Below are 15,619 nucleotides of genomic sequence, written 5' to 3'. Positions count from 1 at the left end.
CGCATGGCAGCTTATGCTTATGAAACGCACGACTACGATGTCGTGGTGGTCGGCGCCGGCGGCGCGGGTCTGCGCGCCACGCTGGGCATGGCCGAGCAGGGGTTGCGCACCGCCTGCATCACCAAGGTGTTCCCGACCCGCAGCCACACGGTGGCCGCGCAGGGCGGCATCGCCGCCAGCCTGTCGAACATGGGCCCCGACCACTGGCAGTGGCACATGTACGACACGGTGAAGGGCAGCGACTGGCTGGGCGACACCGACGCGATGGAGTATCTTGCGCGCGAGGCGCCCAAGGCGGTGTACGAGCTGGAGCACTATGGCGTGCCGTTCAGCCGCACCGAGGACGGCAAGATCTACCAGCGCCCGTTCGGGGGCCACACCACCGAATTCGGCGAAGGCCCGCCGGTGCAGCGCACCTGTGCCGCGGCCGACCGCACCGGGCACGCGATCCTGCACACGCTCTATGGCCAGTCGCTCAAGCAGAAGGCCGAGTTCTACATCGAGTATTTCGCGCTCGACCTCATCATCACCGACGGTGTCTGCACCGGCGTGGTAGCGTGGAAGCTGGATGACGGCACCATGCATGTGTTCAACGCCAAGATGACGGTGCTGGCGACCGGCGGCTATGGGCGGGCCTATTTCAGCGCCACCAGCGCCCATACCTGCACCGGCGACGGCGGCGGCATGGTGGCGCGCGCCGGCCTGCCCTTGCAGGACATGGAGTTCGTGCAGTTCCACCCGACCGGGATTTACGGCTCGGGCTGCCTCATCACCGAAGGGGCGCGCGGCGAAGGCGGTTACCTGACCAACTCGGAAGGCGAGCGGTTCATGGAACGCTACGCCCCGACCTACAAGGATCTGGCCAGCCGCGATGTGGTCAGCCGCTGCATGACCATCGAGATCCGCGAAGGCCGCGGCGTGGGGCCGAACAAGGACCACATCCACTTGCACCTGAACCACCTGCCGCGCGAGACGCTGGAACTGCGCCTGCCGGGCATTTCCGAAAGCGCGCGCATCTTTGCCGGCGTGGACGTGACCAAGGAACCCATCCCGGTGCTGCCGACCGTGCACTACAACATGGGCGGCATCCCGACCAACTACTGGGGCGAGGTGCTGAACCCGACCCCGGGCAACCCGGACGCGGTGTTCCCCGGCCTGATGGCGGTGGGCGAGGCGGGTTGCGCCTCGGTGCATGGGGCCAACCGGCTGGGCTCCAACAGCCTGATCGACCTGGTGGTGTTCGGCCGTGCCGCCGCCATCCGTGCAGGGCAGGTGGTGGACCGCGCCGGGGCCGTGCCGCCCACCAACAAGGCCGAGGTGGACCGCGCGCTGTCGCGCTTCGATGCCTTCCGCCATGCCAAGGGCACAGTGTCCACGGCCGAGTTGCGGCTGGAAATGCAGAAGACCATGCAGGCCGATGCCGCCGTGTTCCGCACCGACAAGACGCTGGCCGAAGGCTGCGCCAAGATGGACAGCGTGGCGCGCAAGATGGACGACCTGAAGGTCACCGACCGCAGCCTCGTCTGGAACTCGGACCTGATGGAAACGCTGGAACTGGCGAACCTGATGCCGAACGCGCTGGCGACCATCGTGGCGGCCGAGGCGCGCAAGGAATCGCGCGGTGCCCATGCCCACGAGGATTATCCGAACCGCGACGATGTGAACTGGCGCGTGCACAGCCTGGCGCATGTGGACGGGCACAAGGTCACGCTGTCGACCCGGCCGGTGCACCTCGACCCGCTGACGACCGAGGCCGAAGGCGGGATCAGCCTGAAGAAGATCGCGCCCAAGGCGCGCGTCTACTGATGCGCGCGCGGCCTGCCAGCCTGACGGGTGCCTTGCTGCTGCTGGCAGCCTGCGGGCCCGAAACGGTTGCGCAGGCCGAACGCAACTGCCTGCAACAGGCGCGGCTGGCCGAACGGCCCCGCGGGACGGTCGAGCTGGGCATCGGCTCGGGCGGCCGCCGCCATGCGGCGCTGGATCTGGAAATCGCCTCGGATTTCCTGCTGGGCCGCGACCCTGCCGATGTCTGGCAGGCCTGTGTGGTGCAACGTTCCGGCCAGTTGCCCACGCGCCCCTACACCCTTTTGCGAAACTGAAAGGTCCCGACCGATGGTCCAGTTCACGCTGCCGAAAAACTCCACTGTCCGCACCGGCAAGACCTGGCCGAAGCCCGAAGGCGCCAAGCGGTTGCGCAAGTTCCAGATCTATCGCTGGAACCCCGATGACGGGAAGAACCCGCAGGTCGATACCTATTTCGTCGATCTGGATACCTGCGGCCCGATGGTTCTGGACGCGCTCATCAAGATCAAGAACGAGATCGACCCCACGCTGACCTTCCGCCGGTCGTGCCGCGAAGGCATCTGCGGGTCTTGCGCGATGAACATCGACGGCATCAACACGCTGGCCTGCATCTATGGCCTGGACGAGATCAAGGGCGACGTGAAGATCTATCCCTTGCCGCACATGCCGGTCATCAAGGATCTGATCCCGGACCTGACCCATTTCTACGCCCAGCACGCCAGCATCATGCCCTGGCTGGAAACCAAGACGAACCGCCCGGCCAAGGAATGGCGCCAGTCGATCGAGGATCGGAAAAAGCTCGACGGCCTCTATGAATGCGTGATGTGCGCGTCCTGCTCCACCTCGTGCCCGTCCTACTGGTGGAACGGCGACAAGTATCTGGGCCCGGCGGCCCTGCTGCACGCTTACCGCTGGATCATCGACAGCCGCGACGAGGCCACGGGCGAGCGGCTGGACCAGCTGGAAGACCCGTTCAAGCTTTACCGTTGCCACACGATCATGAACTGCGCCAAGACCTGCCCCAAGGGGTTGAACCCGGCCAAGGCGATTGCCGAGATCAAGAAGATGATGGTCGAACGGGTGGTGTGACCGACGCGCCCGAACCGGCGAACCCGCAGGCCGCCCCCCTGGGCGGCCTTTGTGTTTTCCGCATGACGACCTTGCAGCCATGTCCGTTGCGCATGGGGTGCGGCAGGTCCATCTGTCGCGGCAAGGGAGTGACCGGAAAGGTATCGACCATGACCCGCCAGAAACAGACCACCCGCCAGGCTGCCCACAAGGCCGCCCATGCCGCCTTCGCGCCGCTTGCCTACTGGACCGCGCCTCTTGCGGCGCCGGCCCCGGTACGGCCCGACCTGACCGCGCTGGACCAGATGTACGCCTATTTCGATTGAGCCTGCCTGCCGCCGGCAGCGTGCGGCCGCTCATCGGGCGACCGGCCGCCCTGCGACGCCCCGGCACAGCCGACAAGGCTTGCCGGGGCGGCGGCGGTTCCTTAAACGGGAGGCACGCGCAACAGACGGAACCCCGATGGCACGACCCAGCGATCCCTTGCCCGACCGCGCCGCATCGAAGCGCGTCGGGGCCTTGCGCGGCCTTTTGCCGTTCATCGCACCCTACCGCACCCAGGCGGTGCTGGCGGTGCTGGCGCTTGTGCTGACGGCGCTGGTCTCGCTGGCGCTACCGCTGGCGGTGCGCCGGGTGGTGGACGGGTTCAGCGAAGGTGCCGCGCTGCTGGACCAGTATTTTGCCGCCGCCCTTGCGCTGGCGGCCTTGCTGGCGCTTGGCACCGGGATCCGGTTCTACTTCGTCACCCGTCTGGGCGAACGCGTGGTGGCCGACATCCGCCGCGCGCTGTTCGACCGGCTTCTGGGCCTGTCGCCCGCATTTTACGAACGCATGATGACGGGCGAGGTCATCAGCCGCCTGACCACCGACACGACGCTGATCCTGTCGGTGATCGGGTCTTCGGTGTCGGTGGCGCTGCGCAACATCCTGACGCTGCTGGGCGGGCTGGTGCTCTTGGCCATCACATCGGTCAAGCTGACGCTGCTGGTGCTGCTGATCGTGCCGGCGGTGGTGGTGCCCATCGTGGTGCTGGGGCGGCGGCTGCGCGCGCTCAGCCGCGAAACGCAGGACTGGATCGCGGCCAGCTCCGGCAATGCCTCGGAAACGCTGCTGGCCGTGCAGACGGTGCAGGCCTTTACCCACGAAACCGCCAGCCGCGCCGAGTTCGCCCGCCTCACCGAGGCCGGTTTTGCCGCTACCCGCCGCCGCATCGCCACCCGCGCGCTGATGACGGTGATCGTGATCTTCCTCGTCTTCGCCGGTATCGTCGGTGTGCTGTGGATCGGCGCGCGCGACGTGCAGGCGGGCACGATGACCCCGGGCGAGCTGGTGCAATTCGTGATCTATGCCGTGCTGGTCGCGGGCTCGACCGGGTCGCTGTCGGAAATCATGGGCGAATTGCAGCGCGCGGCGGGCGCCACCGAGCGCCTGGTCGAGCTGTTGCAGACCACCGACACCGTGGCCGACCCGGCCGTGCCGCAGCCGCTGCCGGACCCGGTGCGCGGCGAAATCCGGTTCGAGGGCGTCGGCTTCCGCTACCCGACCCGGCCCGAGGCGCCGGCGCTGCAAGGCATCGACCTGACCATCCGCCCGGGCGAGACGGTGGCACTGGTCGGGCCATCGGGGGCGGGCAAATCCACCGTGCTGCAACTCCTGATGCGGTTTTACGACCCGCAGTCCGGCGCGGTGCGGCTGGATGGCATCGACCTGCGCAATCTCGACCGCGCCACCTTCCGCCGCGCCCTGGCGCTGGTGCCGCAGGACCCGGTGATCTTCGCCACCTCCGCGCGCGAGAACATCCGCTTTGGGCGGCCCGAAGCCACCGATGCCGAGGTCGAACAGGCGGCGCGGGCTGCGGCGGCGCACGACTTCATCGCGGCCTTGCCGCAAGGCTACGATACCCAGGTGGGCGAGCGCGGCATGATGCTGTCGGGCGGGCAGAAGCAGCGCATCGCCATCGCCCGCGCCATCCTGCGCGATGCGCCGGTGCTGTTGCTGGACGAGGCGACCAGCGCGCTGGATGCCGAATCCGAACGCGCGGTGCAGATGGCCTTTGCGCGGCTGGCCAGGGGGCGCACCACCCTGGTGGTGGCGCACCGGCTGGCAACGGTGAAACAGGCCGACCGCATCGTGGTCTTCGATCAGGGCCGGATCGTGGCGACCGGCACGCATGACGAACTGGTGGCGCAAGGCGGGCTTTATGCCCGGCTGGCGCGGTTGCAGTTCACCGACCTCGCCGCCTGAACGCGGCTTGCACCCGGGGCCCGGCGCAGCACGCGGCGCATCTGTCCTGCATCGGCTTGGGCGGCATCCCGGACGGAAACCTTGCCCGATCCGCATGGGCGGGCGTTTCCTTGCAGCAGCGTCATGCTTGCACAGCGGCCGCTTTCCCCCCATGTTCCCAGGCAAGGGCCGCCAAAAGGCCCGGTGCCATAACCAAGGGGGGAATGACCGCGATGGCGCGTTTTGCCACTGTTGCCGACCGTGACGCCGTGCAGGCGCAGATGCCTTGGGCCGACCGCAAGCTGCCGGTTACGCTGCACGGTTTTCTGTCCGATGTGGCCCGGCGCCACCCGCAGCGGCCGGCGATCAGCTTTCAGTTGCTGTCCGGCCCGCAGGACAAGGCCGAAACGCTGACCTGGGCCGAACTGCTGGGCCGCGTCAACCAGGCTGCCAACCTGTTCCGCAGCCTCGGCATCGGCGAAAACGACGTGATTGCCTATGTGCTGCCCAACAGCATGGAAACCGCCATCACGCTGCTGGGCGGTGCGGTGGCCGGCATCGTCAACCCGATCAACCCCTTGCTGGAAGCCGATCAGATTTCCGCGATCCTGCGCGAAACCGGCGCCAAGGTGGTGGTGACGCTGAAGGCCTTTCCCAAGACCGATGTGCCGCAGAAGGTGGCCGAGGCGGTCAAGCACGCCCCCGGCGTGCGCACCGTGCTGGAGGTCGACCTCAACCGCTATCTCACCCCGCCGAAAAGCTGGATCGTGCCTCTGGTTCGCCCGAAAAACCCGGTCGGCCACACCGCGGTGGTCAAGTCCTTTACCGCCGAGGCGCGCAAGCATTCCGCCGATAAGCTCGGCTTTGCCGACAGCAAGGGCGACCGGGTTGCAGCCTATTTCCACACCGGCGGCACCACCGGCATGCCCAAGGTGGCGCAGCACAAGTATTCCGGGATGGTCTACAACGGTTGGCTCGGGGCAGAGCTGCTGTTCGATGCCACCGATGTGCTGATCTGCCCGCTGCCGCTGTTTCACGTCTTTGCTGCCTATCCCATCCTTATGGCCGCCATCGCCTCGGGCGCGCATGTGGTGTTCCCGACGCCGCAGGGCTACCGCGGCGAAGGCGTGTTCGACAACTTCTGGAAACTGGTCGAACGCTGGAAGGTGACCTTCCTCATCACCGTGCCCACGGCGATTGCCGCGCTGATGCAGCGCCCGGTCAATGCCGATGTGTCCAGCCTCAAGACCGCGATTTCCGGCTCGGCCCCGCTACCGGTGGAGCTTTACAACCGCTTCAAGGCCGCCACCGGCGTGGAAATCGCAGAAGGCTACGGCCTGACCGAGGCGACCTGCCTTGTGTCGTGCAACCCGGTGGACGGGATGAAGAAGGTGGGGTCGGTCGGCATACCGCTGCCCTATAGCAACGTCCGCATCCTGATGCCGCAACCGGGCGGGGGCTTTCGCGATTGCGCGACCGACGAGGTCGGCGAGATCTGCGTGGCCAACCCCGGCGTCTTTGCCGGCAACACCTATACCGAGGCCGACAAGAACCGCGACCTGTTCGCCGATGGCGACTGGCTGCGCACCGGCGATCTGGGCCGCATCGACGCCGACGGTTACCTGTGGATCACCGGCCGCGCCAAGGATCTCATCATCCGCGGCGGCCATAACATCGACCCGGCGGTCATCGAGGAAGCGCTGCTCAAGCATGACGCGGTGGCCTTTGCCGGTGCCGTCGGCCAACCCGATGCCTTTGCCGGCGAACTGCCGTGCGTCTACGTCGAACTGGTGGCCGGCAAGACGGCCACGGTCGCCGAGTTGATGGAGTTTGCCGCGACCCATATCCACGAGCGCGCCGCGGTGCCCAAGCATCTGGAGATCCTGCCGGAACTGCCCAAGACGGCGGTCGGCAAGATCTTCAAGCCCGACCTGCGCCGCAGCGCCATCGCAAGGGTCTACAACGAGGCGCTGGCCAAGGCCGGCGCCGGGGCCGAAGTGGCCGCGGTGGTCGAGGACAAGAAGCGCGGCCTCGTGGCCCGGCTGCGCCGCACCGGCGCCGTGGACGAGGCCAAGGTGGCGCAAACCCTGGGCGAGTTCACCCGGCCCTGGGAATGGGCCGACTGACCGTGCCGGGTCGCCGGCGCTGGCCTGCGGCCCTTTCACCTTGTGCAAATATCCCGGGGGGCGCCGGGGGGCAGAGCCCCCCGGCCCCCTTCGGGTCCGTCGGCGCCCCTATTCGGCGGCGATGCGGATCACGGGTTCCATCCGCGCCAGAACCTCGGCCGACAGGTGGCACTTGATCTGGTGGCCTTCGGCCAGCTCCTGCACGGGTGGCATCTCGCGGTCGCATCTGCCGTCCGGCACTTCGGCCTTCCAGCGGCAGCGGGTCTGGAACGGGCAGCCGGGCGGCGGGTTCATCGCCGAGGGGATATCGCCGTCCAGCACGATCCTCTGCTTGACCACATGGGTGTCGGCAATCGGTACGGCCGAAAGCAGCGCTTCGGTATAAGGGTGATAGGGCGGGGAAAAGACCTGGTCGGTGCTGCCCAGTTCCACCACATGACCCAGATACATCACCATCACCCGGTCGCTCAGATAGCGCACGATGCTCAGGTCATGGCTGATGAAGAGCAGCGTCGTGCGGTTCTTGCGCTGGATGTCCATCAGCAGATCGGTCACGGCCGCCTGCACACTGACGTCCAGCGCCGAAACGGGTTCGTCCGCGACCACCACCTTGGCATTGCCGGCAAAGGCCCGGGCGATGCCCACGCGCTGCTTCTGGCCGCCTGACAGCTGACGCGGCATCCGGTCGGCAAAGGCGCGCGGCAGCTTGACCATATCCAGCAGTTCCAGCATCCGCGCCTCGCGCGCGGCGTCGCTGTCGCCGTAGCCGAAGATTTCCAGCGCCCTAATGATCTGGCGCCCGACGGTCATGCTGGGGTTCAGCGTGTCGAACGGGTTCTGGAACACCATCTGCACCTGAGCCACGGTGTCGGTGTTGCGCTTTTCGATCGGGGTGGATTGTACGTTCTCGTCGAACAGCATGATGGAACCGGAGGTCGCGGTTTCCAACCCCATCAGCACCTTGGCAAAGGTCGACTTGCCGCAACCCGATTCGCCGACGATGGCCAGCGTTTCGCCTTCGCGCGCCTCGAACGACAGCGTTTCGTTGGCCTTGACCACCTTTTTTGCGCCGCCTCCGAACAGGCCGGAGGATACCTCGTAATATTTGCGCAGGTCTTCCATCTTCAGCACGACCCGGCCCGCCGGAACCTTTTCGGCCGTCTTGCCGACCTCGGGCGGGGCGGACCAGTCGATTTCGGCAAAGCGCAGGCAGCGGGTATCGTGCCGGCTCTGCCCCGGCACAGGGGCCATCGGCACGTCGCCGGCGTCGCAGCGGCCGGCCACGAAATAGCTGCACCGCGGGCCGAAGTTGCATCCGGGCGGGCGTTCGTGCGGCAGGGGGAAGTTGCCCGGTATCGCAACCAGCGGGCGGGCGTTCTTGTCGGCGCCGGGCAGCGGAATCGAGCGGAACAGCGCCTGGGTATAGGGGTGTCGCATCCGGTCGAAGACGTCCTTGACCGAGCCTGTCTCGACCGCCTCGCCGGAATACATCACGGTGATACGGTCGCAGACCTCCAGCACCAGGCCGAGGTTGTGGCTGATGAACAGCATCGAGGTGCCGTATTTTTCCCCCAGATCCTTGACCAGATCGACGATGCCGGCCTCCACCGTGACGTCCAGTGCGGTGGTGGGTTCGTCGAGGATCAACAGCGCCGGTTTGGCCATCAGCGCCATCGCAATGACGATGCGCTGCTGCTGGCCACCCGAGAGCTGATGCGGATAGCTGCGCAGGATGCGGTCGGGGTCGGGCAGCTTGACATCGGCCACGATTTCGCGCGCGAGCTTCCAGGCGGCATCGCGGGCCATGCCCTGATGGATGATCGGCACTTCGGCCAGTTGCGCGCCGATCTTCATCGCCGGGTTCAGCGAGGCCATCGGTTCCTGATAGATCATGGCAATTTCGCTGCCCCGGACATGGCGCAGTTGCTCTTCGGTCATGCCGGTCAGGTCGCGGCCCTTGAAACGGATGCTGCCGCCGGTGATGCGCCCCGTCTTGCCCAGGTCGCGCATCACCGCCAGCGCAACCGTCGACTTGCCGCAGCCGGATTCGCCCACGAGCCCCATCGCCTCGCCGGCCATGACGCGGCAGGAAAAATCCATCACCGCCGGGATTTCGCGGGTGCGGGTGAAGAAGGAAATCGACAGGTTGTCGATTTCGAGCAGGGGTTGCGTCGGATCCCAGTCAGACATCGGCGGTTCCTCGGGCAGTTGGCGGACCGGGGGCGCTGCCCCCGGACCCCCGGGATATTTATTGGACAGAAAATGGGGGGCACGGGTGCGTCAGTCCTTGAGGCTTTCTTCGCGCAGGCCGTCAGCGAGGAGGTTGAGGCCGAGCACGAGGCTCATCAGGGCGAAGGCCGGCACGATGGCAGGGTGAGGGAAGATCGCAAGCAGGCGGCGGCCTTCGTTGATGGTTGAACCCCAGTCGGGGGATTCGGGCGAAACGCCCAGGCCGAAGAAGCCCAGCGTGCCGAGCAGGATGGTGGTATAGCCGATGCGCAGGCAGAAATCGACGATCAGCGGCCCGCGGGCGTTGGGCAGGATTTCCCAGATCATCAGATACCAGGGGCCTTCGCCGCGGGTCTGGCCGGCTGCGACATAGTCCCGGGCCTTGAGGTCGAGCACGAGGCCGCGCACGATGCGGAACACCCCGGGCGAGTTGACGAACACCACCGAGACGAAGACGTTGAGCAGGTTGGGGTCCATCGACCAGACGCCCAGCGGGTCGGCGTTGAAGGCCAGCCCCGCATAGGCCCAGAGCCCGATCGCCAGCGCCACCGCCAGCATCCTGTTGCGCTGGCGCGGTTTGGGGAACCAGCGGCTGTTGATGGCGACGGTCACGAACAGGAGCGGAAAGGCGAACAGGATCGCCGCCATGGTGCCCGGAATGGCGGTCTGGCGGATTTCCGGGGTGACGAGCAGATAGAACAGCAGGATGACCGGAAAGGCCAGCACGAGGTTCGCAAGAAAAGACAGCGAGGTATCGAGCTTGCCGCCGAAATAGCCGGCCGGCAGCCCGAGCGAGATGCCCATGATGAAGGCGAAGGCCGTGGCGGCCGGAGCGATCGCCAGCACGCGCCGCGCGCCCATCACCATGCGGCTGAACACATCGCGCGCCAGGTTGTCGCCCCCCAGCAGGTAATAGTCGTAGCCGCTGCCGGGCGATTTCAGCGGTGTGCCGGGCAGCACGTTCTTCATGCCCGACAGCTGGGTCAGCGGATCGTGGGTGATGATGAGGTCGGCGAAGAACCCGGTGAACACCCAGAACATCACGATGCCGAAGCCGATCATGCCGACCGGGCTGTCGAACAGCCGGCCATAGAGCCCGAGGCGGCGCTTGAAGGCGATGGAAAGCCCGAACACCATCGCCAGCGCCACCCAGACCGGCAGGAACTGCCAGACCATGCGGCCGATGATCTCGATCCAGCCAAGCGGTTCCATATGCACTCCCTAGCTGAGCCGGATGCGGGGGTTGAGAAAGACGTAGCCGATGTCCGAGATCAGCTGCGTGGCCAGCACCACCACCACGGCGACAACCGAGCAGCCCAGCAGCAGCTCGATGTCGTTGTTGCCGGCGGCCTGCACCAGCGTCCAGCCGAAACCCTTGTAGTTGAAAAGGGTTTCCACGATCACCACCCCGTTCAGAAGCCAGGGGAACTGCAGCATGATGACGGTGAAGGGCGCGATCAGCGCATTGCGCAGCGCGTGGCGCAGCACCACGTCGCGGAAGGCCACGCCCTTGAGGCGCGCGGTGCGGATGTATTGCTGGGTCATGACCTCGGTCATGCTGGCCCGCGTCATCCGGGCGATGTAGCCGATGCCGTAAAGCGCGATGGTCATCACCGGCAGGGTGAAGTTCCAGAAAGTAATGTCGTCGATGGCCGAGGTGGCCGTGCCGAGGAACAGCGTCTTGCGCCCCTCGATGCCGAACAGGTTGACCAGCCACGACAGATCGACCGTGTTCGAGGCAAAGATCGCAATCAGGATCACACCTGACACGTATTCCGGCGTCGCGGTGGTGGCGATGGCGGCCGCGGACAGCGCCCGGTCGGTGCGGCTGCCTTCGCGCATGCCGGCCAGCACCCCCATGACCAGCGATGTCGGTACCATCACCGCCATCACCGCAAACATGAGCCAGCCGGTTGCCCCCAGCGCCCGACCGAGGATCTCGGCCACGGTCATCTTGAACACGGTCGACCAACCCCACCAGCCTTGCAGCACGCCGCAATACTCTGGCGGATTGGCCGGATCGGGGGCGCGGGTCAGGCAGCGCCCCTGCATCTTGCCATCGACTTCGCCGGACCAGCCGGGCAGCACGCCCAGCCATTCGCCATAGCGCACGAGCACGGGTCGGTCATAGCCGCGTTTGGCCAGCCAGCTTTCGACCTCGGCATCGGTCATGCGCTGGCTCGCTTCGGTTTTTGCCAGCTTCTCGAGGTTGGGGGGAAGGTTGGTCAGGTAAAAGACCACGAATGTCAGGCACAGTGCCGTCAGGACCATCACGGCCAGACGGCGGGCAAGGAACATCAGCATGCCTTGTCCTTTCGCGGCTCGAAGGCCCGGGCCGGGCGCAGGTCAGGGTGGGGCGCCGACCGTTGCCCGCAAAACGGGCCACGGTCCTGCGCGGGATCGGCCGGGCAGGGCAGGTTTGCCCTGCCGGCTGCCATCAGGCGTCGATCCACCACTTGTAGTGGTGATGCTCGAAGGTCGGGTGCATTTCGGCGCCCTTCACCTTCGGATCGAAGTTGCGATAGATCGAGCGCCAGTAGGGCTGGATCAGAACCGCCTGTTCCTGCATGATTTCCTCGAGGCGCTTCATCACCTTGGAACGTTCCGCCGCATCGGCGATGGACAGCGCCTTGGCCAGTTCGGCGTCGAACTCGGCGTTCGAGAAGGCCGATTCGTTCCAGGCCTCGCCCGAACGATAGGCCAGCGCGAGGATCTGCACCCCCAAGGGGCGCATGTTCCATTCGGTGGCCGACCAGGGGTGCTTGGTCCAGTCGTTCCAGAAGGTCGCCCCCGGCATCAGCGTGCGCTTCACCTTGATCCCGGCGTCGCGGCACTGGGCGGCGATGGCGTTGCAGGTGGCGGCGCCGAAATCGTCGTCCAGCGAGATCAGCTCGAACTCATGGTCGCCCTTGCCGGCGGCAACCAGCATTTCCTTGGCCTTGGCCTTGTCCACCACCAGCGGCGGCAGCTGGTAGTATTCGGGGTGGATCGGGCAGACATGGTGGTTTTCCGCCACCGTGCCGAGGTTGTTGTAGCCCAGTTCGAGGACGACGGCGTTGTCCACGGCCAGGCACAGGGCACGGCGGACGTTCACATCCTTGAAATCCTCGGCCAGCTGGTTGAAGCGCACGGCCAGGGTCGAGGCGGTGACCGCTTCGGAGGTGACCCAGCCCATGCCTTCGAGCAGCCGGATGAAGTCGCCGGTGGTCTGATAGGTCATGTCCACCTCGCCGGCCTGCGCGGCGGCGACGGTGGTGGACGGGTCGGTCCCGTAATCGGTGTATTCGATGCGGTCCAGCCAGGCGCCGTTGCCCTTGTTCCACCAATGGGCGTCGTTCTTGACCAGCACGCCCCGGATGCCGGTTTCAAAGGATTCGGGCAGGTAGGGGCCGGTGCCGATGGGGTTGGCCATCGGGTCGTTGCCGTCGAAGCTGCGGTGCACGACGGCGGCCGGATAGTCGGCCATGCCGACGATGATGGTGATGTCGGGGCCCGACAGCTTCAGCTTGATCGTGTGGCTGTCGACGATGGTCATCGCCCCGTCGCGCAGCTGCTTGGTTTCGGGGTTGACGATGGCGGCCATGCGGGCGGCCATCGAGTTGCCGTCGACCGTGCCATCGCACCAGCGGGTGATGTTGAAGGCCACATCCTCGGCGGTGAAGTCATCGCCGTTCGACCACTTCACCCCCTTGCGGATGTTCAGCGTGTATTCGGTGGCATCGCCGTTGGCTTCCCAGCTTTCCATCAGCTTGCCGGTCAGCGAGCCGTCGGCGTTGTATTCGACCAGATATTCCAGCCAGCCGCGGGTGAAGTTGGCGATCTGCGACCAGTCCGCAAGGCGCGGATCCTTCAGCGCCTTCAACTCCATCTGCACGCGCAGCGTTCCGCCGGCCTTCGGGGTTGCGGCCTGCGCCTTCGGGGCGGCCATGCCCAGCAGCCCGTAGGCCGCCGTTGCCGTCACCCCGAGCGCGGTGGCGCGGGTCAGGAATTCGCGCCGCGACAGCAGCCCGTCACGGCATTCGCGCGCATACATCAACGCCCCTTCGTGAAGCGTCTTGGTCGGTTGGATCATGTCCGTTCTCCCTGGCAGGACCGTTTTTCTGGCGTACCCCAACGTTGGCGCGCAATGCGGTTCGGCGGCGGGGCATGTGTCCTTGCGTCACATTACGCGTGTAATGCGACCTCGCGTCAATGCCTAGTTCCGGCGCATGATCGTTCTTTTGCGACACCTTGGTCCGGGCTTTGCGACATGGTCGCCATGCCCGGCGCCACGGCAAGGGCTTGGCGCGGCCTGCATCAGGCGCCGCGGCGGAAATCGGTCGGGGTCTTGCCGGTATGGTGCTGGAAGGCGCGTGTGAAATAGGCCGGCGAGGCGAAGCCCAGCGCTTGTGCGACCTCCTGCACCGGCATCCTGGTTTCCAGCAGCATGCGCCGCGCCTCGAAGATCACGCGGTCGGCCAGGATCGCCTTGGCCGAACGGCCCGTCGTGGTGCGGCAGACGCGGCTGAGGTGCGTGGGCGTCACCCCCAGCGCCGCGGCGCAATCGGCCACGCCGATGCCGTTGCGGAAATCGCGTTCGACGACCTGGGTAAAGCGCGCTGCCAGTTTGCGGGCGGATTCGGGATGGGGCAGATCCTCGGGCGGTTGCGCGGCGATCTGACGTTCCAGCCAGACCGACAGCAGGCCCAGATAATGCTGCGTCGCGCGATCGTGCGCGGGCTTGTCGCTGGCCTGTTCGCGCCCGATGGCATCGAGCGTCAGGTTCAGTTCGACCTGGGCCGAGTTTTCGCGGATGCGCAGGTGATGCGTGCGGTTGGGCAGCGCAAGGTCGGTGTCGCGGCCAAAGAATACGGCCGTGCCGAACACGTGCTGGCCCACCTCGAACCCGTGCATGGTGCCGGCGGGAATGAAGATGGCGTTGTTGGGCCCGTAGCCGCGCGTGACGCCGGCGATGGTGATGCGCCCTTGCCCGCGGGTAAACCACAGAAGCTGCGGTTCGGACAGCGAACGCATCGCCTCCACCCGCCAGCGGCCGCCGGCCGCAAGCCGCGGAATCGCCACAAGGCGCAGGTTCGCAATGGCGGGAATGTCGGCCATGCTGCTCTACCCGTTCTTCTTGTTGTTCGGCCATAGACTAGCGTCGGGCGCCCGCCCGACCCAAGCGGAATTTCCGGTGCCGCGCGGTTTTATCCACAAGGCAATTGCAGACTGTGGACAAGTTGCAAGGCCTTTTCAGGGCAGGCTCAGGGCGGGCCAGGGCCTCAGCCGGTTGCGCATCCAGGTGCGCTGGCGCTTGGCGTAGCGGCGCGTGGCGGTGCAGGCGGCGGCAAGTGCCTGATCCAGCGTGGTTTCGCCGCGCAGATGCGCCACCAGTTCGGGCGCGCCGATGGCGCGGGCCCAGGGTTGCGCCGGCGCCCAGTGCGGAAGCATCGCGCGCACCTCCTCCAGCGCGCCGGCCGCGATCATGCCGGCGAATCGGCGGTCGATCCGCGCGCCGAGCCAGCCCGGATCGGGGCGCAGCACCAGCGCGTGGGCCTGGCCCAGCGGCAGCAGCGGCGGGCCTGTGCGGTCTTGCCAGGCGGCAAGGCCTTGTCCGGTCGCGGCCTGCACTTCCCAGGCGCGCTGGATGCGGGCGGGGTTGCGCCGGTCGATCCGCGCCAGGGTGGCGGGGTCCAGTTCGGCCAGCAGGGCCGCGGCACCTTCGGCGGCCAGCCGTGCATCGGCCCGCGCCCGCACCTCGGGCGGGGGCGGGGGAATGTCGGCCAGCCCCTCGGTCAGGGCAGAAAAATAGAGCCCCGTTCCCCCCACGATCACCGGGCGCGGGTCGGTTGCCAGCACCTGCGCCACCTCGCGCAACCAGTGACCCACGGAATAGGGCTGCCCCGCCGCGACATGCCCGTAAAGCCGGTGCGGCACCGCGGCCTCGTCTTCGGGCGAAGGGCGCGCGGTCAGCACCCGCCAGCAGGCATAGACCTGCAGGGCATCGGCGTTCACCACCGTCCGGCCCTGGGCCATCGCCAGCGCCATCGCCAGCGCCGACTTGCCGCTGGCGGTGGGCCCTGCGATCAGCACCGGCCGGTCCGGCGGAACATCGCGCAGCCAGTCGCGCAAGGGGTCGGGTTCGGCGTTGAACATCCGTCCGTTTTCCGACATTTTGCGCGCCAGTCAAC

At 66.8% G+C, this 15,619-nt stretch carries 12 protein-coding genes; 6 read left to right on the top strand and 6 right to left on the bottom strand.

The window, feature by feature from the left end; all coding sequences use genetic code 11:
• Positions 1-3: 3 nt before the first annotated feature.
• The 6 genes from sdhA (at position 4) to ACK4S2_RS08385 (ending at position 7,220) form a co-directional block, all read left to right on the top strand.
• Positions 4-1,806 (top strand): succinate dehydrogenase flavoprotein subunit, encoded by a 1,803-nt coding sequence (sdhA, locus tag ACK4S2_RS08410; RefSeq protein WP_409622868.1) that lies wholly within the window; start codon positions 4-6, stop codon positions 1,804-1,806.
• Entirely contained in the window at positions 1,806-2,099 is a 294-nt protein-coding gene (locus ACK4S2_RS08405; RefSeq protein WP_409622865.1) for a hypothetical protein, read from the top strand. The genes sdhA and ACK4S2_RS08405 overlap by 1 nt, the downstream gene beginning before the upstream one ends.
• A gap of 13 nt (positions 2,100-2,112) precedes the next feature.
• Entirely contained in the window at positions 2,113-2,892 is a 780-nt protein-coding gene (locus tag ACK4S2_RS08400; RefSeq protein WP_409622863.1) for a succinate dehydrogenase iron-sulfur subunit, read from the top strand.
• Positions 2,893-3,041: 149 nt separating this feature from the next.
• Complete coding sequence (locus ACK4S2_RS08395) at positions 3,042-3,197, top strand: hypothetical protein (protein ID WP_409622860.1); 156 nt, start codon at positions 3,042-3,044, stop codon at positions 3,195-3,197.
• 136 nt (positions 3,198-3,333) lie between these two features.
• Entirely contained in the window at positions 3,334-5,115 is a 1,782-nt protein-coding gene (locus ACK4S2_RS08390) for an ABC transporter transmembrane domain-containing protein (protein WP_409622858.1), read from the top strand.
• 212 nt (positions 5,116-5,327) lie between these two features.
• Positions 5,328-7,220 (top strand): acyl-CoA synthetase, encoded by a 1,893-nt coding sequence (locus ACK4S2_RS08385; RefSeq protein WP_409622910.1) that lies wholly within the window; start codon positions 5,328-5,330, stop codon positions 7,218-7,220.
• Between the two features lie 108 nt (positions 7,221-7,328).
• Here ACK4S2_RS08385 and ACK4S2_RS08380 read toward each other — a convergent pair whose 3' ends face one another.
• The 6 genes from ACK4S2_RS08380 to miaA form a co-directional block, all read right to left on the bottom strand.
• Positions 7,329-9,410 carry a dipeptide ABC transporter ATP-binding protein gene (locus ACK4S2_RS08380; RefSeq protein ID WP_409622855.1) on the bottom strand — a complete coding sequence of 694 codons (2,082 nt, stop codon included), beginning with the start codon at positions 9,408-9,410 and terminating at the stop codon, positions 7,329-7,331.
• Positions 9,411-9,500: 90 nt separating this feature from the next.
• Positions 9,501-10,661 (bottom strand): ABC transporter permease, encoded by a 1,161-nt coding sequence (locus ACK4S2_RS08375; protein WP_409622852.1) that lies wholly within the window; start codon positions 10,659-10,661, stop codon positions 9,501-9,503.
• Positions 10,662-10,670: 9 nt separating this feature from the next.
• Complete coding sequence (locus ACK4S2_RS08370; protein ID WP_409622849.1) at positions 10,671-11,753, bottom strand: ABC transporter permease; 1,083 nt, start codon at positions 11,751-11,753, stop codon at positions 10,671-10,673.
• A gap of 133 nt (positions 11,754-11,886) precedes the next feature.
• Positions 11,887-13,521, bottom strand: coding sequence for an ABC transporter substrate-binding protein (locus ACK4S2_RS08365; protein ID WP_409622846.1), 1,635 nt, complete (start codon positions 13,519-13,521; stop codon positions 11,887-11,889).
• Positions 13,522-13,745: 224 nt separating this feature from the next.
• A complete protein-coding gene (locus ACK4S2_RS08360) occupies positions 13,746-14,546 on the bottom strand; it encodes an AraC family transcriptional regulator (protein ID WP_409622843.1) in 801 nt (266 codons plus the stop codon).
• Between the two features lie 135 nt (positions 14,547-14,681).
• Positions 14,682-15,602, bottom strand: a complete 921-nt coding sequence (gene miaA / locus ACK4S2_RS08355; RefSeq protein ID WP_409622840.1) for a tRNA (adenosine(37)-N6)-dimethylallyltransferase MiaA — start codon at positions 15,600-15,602, stop codon at positions 14,682-14,684.
• Between the last annotated feature and the right edge of the window lie 17 nt (positions 15,603-15,619).

Source organism: Gemmobacter sp. (assembly GCF_046292685.1).
In the GTDB taxonomy this organism is placed as follows: domain Bacteria; phylum Pseudomonadota; class Alphaproteobacteria; order Rhodobacterales; family Rhodobacteraceae; genus Wagnerdoeblera.
Note: the sequence above shows the minus strand (reverse complement) of the source record. Positions and strands in the feature narration are given on the sequence as shown.

Bases quoted from the DNA above. Each gene is read 5' to 3' on its own strand.
- ACK4S2_RS08370 (WP_409622849.1), bottom strand. From the start codon at position 11,753: ATGCTGATGTTCCTTGCCCGCCGTCTGGCCGTGATGGTCCTGACGGCA.
- ACK4S2_RS08395 (WP_409622860.1), top strand. From the start codon at position 3,042: ATGACCCGCCAGAAACAGACCACCCGCCAGGCTGCCCACAAGGCCGCC.
- ACK4S2_RS08380 (WP_409622855.1), bottom strand. From the start codon at position 9,410: ATGTCTGACTGGGATCCGACGCAACCCCTGCTCGAAATCGACAACCTG.
- sdhA (WP_409622868.1), top strand. From the start codon at position 4: ATGGCAGCTTATGCTTATGAAACGCACGACTACGATGTCGTGGTGGTC.
- miaA (WP_409622840.1), bottom strand. From the start codon at position 15,602: ATGTCGGAAAACGGACGGATGTTCAACGCCGAACCCGACCCCTTGCGC.
- ACK4S2_RS08360 (WP_409622843.1), bottom strand. From the start codon at position 14,546: ATGGCCGACATTCCCGCCATTGCGAACCTGCGCCTTGTGGCGATTCCG.
- ACK4S2_RS08390 (WP_409622858.1), top strand. From the start codon at position 3,334: ATGGCACGACCCAGCGATCCCTTGCCCGACCGCGCCGCATCGAAGCGC.
- ACK4S2_RS08365 (WP_409622846.1), bottom strand. From the start codon at position 13,521: ATGATCCAACCGACCAAGACGCTTCACGAAGGGGCGTTGATGTATGCG.
- ACK4S2_RS08375 (WP_409622852.1), bottom strand. From the start codon at position 10,661: ATGGAACCGCTTGGCTGGATCGAGATCATCGGCCGCATGGTCTGGCAG.
- ACK4S2_RS08400 (WP_409622863.1), top strand. From the start codon at position 2,113: ATGGTCCAGTTCACGCTGCCGAAAAACTCCACTGTCCGCACCGGCAAG.
- ACK4S2_RS08405 (WP_409622865.1), top strand. From the start codon at position 1,806: ATGCGCGCGCGGCCTGCCAGCCTGACGGGTGCCTTGCTGCTGCTGGCA.
- ACK4S2_RS08385 (WP_409622910.1), top strand. From the start codon at position 5,328: ATGGCGCGTTTTGCCACTGTTGCCGACCGTGACGCCGTGCAGGCGCAG.